Source organism: Streptomyces thermoalcalitolerans, from assembly GCF_039525155.1.
Taxonomy (GTDB): Bacteria; Actinomycetota; Actinomycetes; order Streptomycetales; family Streptomycetaceae; genus Streptomyces; species Streptomyces thermovulgaris.
This window is the reverse complement of record NZ_BAAAHG010000127.1, coordinates 1-1,680: the sequence shown is the minus strand read 5'-3', so window position 1 is coordinate 1,680 and position 1,680 is coordinate 1. Positions and strand designations below refer to the sequence as shown.

Sequence of the window (1,680 nt, the reverse complement as noted above, 5' to 3'; positions counted from 1 at the left end):
CGCTGCTCGAGGTCGACGACCTCGGCCTGCCGTCGCTTAGTCCAGACGGGACGACGATCGTCTTCGAGGACAGCGATGAGGAGAGTACTGTTGCGTATGATATGGATAGCGACCGGGTCCTGTGGACCCACTCAACACCGTTCGACGGCGGGTCATTCTCGCCCGACGGTGAGATGGTTTACCGAGTTCACGGCGGCATGGATGTCGGCGAGATGCTTGACGCGGAGACTGGCGATGTGCTATGGACTGGGTCGAACGATTCAACATCGAATGCTGCTCGTTTCTCCCCTGACAGCGAATACCTCGTCGAAAGTCACGGGGCTTCTGGACTGGTGGTTTACGATGCTGTGTCGGGAGATGTCCAGTGGAGTACGGAGGTGTATATTAGTGGCCTGTCTCTTAGCCCGGATGGCGAAGCTATCGCAACCGGGACTCACTCGAATAATGACGACGGGCCAGGAGTGTATATCTTCGACCTGGAGTCCGGGGACCGCGACCTCCTCGAAACCGATGAGTTCGTGCACGACGTCGAATGGACGCTTGACGGGGTTTTCACGTCCTGGGAAGACGATGGCCGTGTTGAGCTAATCGACCCCGAAACGGGGGACGCCGAATGGACTCTCCACGAACCCGATGGCGAAGGAGACTTCCAGCGACTACCGGATTACCGGACTGTGGCTCATGTCTCTAGAAACGACGACTTTGATGATGACTTCAGGCTCCTGTCTCCGACTGGTGAGGTGCTGCACGAGGCTTATGATGTCCTCGGAGGGCCGGAGGAGGAGACTGGCGACCCGTGGCTTCGAGGGCCGGTCGACGGCATCATCCAGCATGGCGTTGCCTTCGATGCTGTCGAGGGCGAGGAGGTCAATCTCGCACGCGGACTGATCGAGGTCGAGGAGATGGTCGACAGCGACGGAAACGAAGTTGTCCCGTTCGTCACCGACGAACTCGTCGCAGAACTCGAGTCTGAAGCGGGCGAGGACATCGAGACGATCCTCGAGGACGTCGACGGCATCGACGACCCGGAGGACATCGAGACCGTGAGCGACGTCGAGACGATCCTCGAGGACGTCGACGGCATCGACGACGCCGAAGACCTCGACTCGGTTGAGACGATCAGTTGGGACGAGCCGCAGTATGACGAGGTGGATACCGAGGAGTATCGGAAGTACCTCGAGAAAGTGAGTGAGGAGTACGCCGACGCGCTGGCCGAACGCGAGGAAGACGATACGAGCGTTCCGGCTCCGAGCAACCCGCTCGACGACTGGGATCTCGGTTTCCTGACGAACACGATCGCCGGCCTCCCAGTGTGGCTGTGGGGAGTGATCGGAGCCGGAGCCGCCGGAGTCCTCGGAGGTGACTGATCGATGTGGTGGCTTCTCGCCGGACCGATCGGGTCGATCATCCGTCTCGGAGTGATAGCGATAGCGACGATCGTCGTCCTCGGCTACATGACCGGAGGGATCTGACATGCGGAGAGTCGCACTCGTCGTCGTGACCATGACCCTGATCGTTACGGGGGTAACAGCATTCGCAGGAGTCGCGGTCGCAGACGACGGAGACGCAGGAGTCGTCGACCTCGGTGGGGACGACGAGGACGACGTCCAGGAGGAGAGGGACGACGTCGACGGAGCCCTCGCCGAACTCGAGGAGGACGTCCGGATTCAGGAGATCGAG

The 1,680-nt window shown here is 60.7% G+C and carries 2 protein-coding genes; both read left to right on the top strand.

The window, feature by feature from the left end:
* A partial coding sequence (locus tag ABD224_RS29105; RefSeq protein ID WP_344055293.1) for a WD40 repeat domain-containing protein occupies positions 1-1,367 on the top strand: 1,367 nt, incomplete at its 5' end.
* 130 nt (positions 1,368-1,497) lie between these two features.
* Positions 1,498-1,680 (top strand): hypothetical protein (locus ABD224_RS29100; RefSeq protein ID WP_344055291.1); only part of this gene is annotated, 183 nt, incomplete at its 3' end.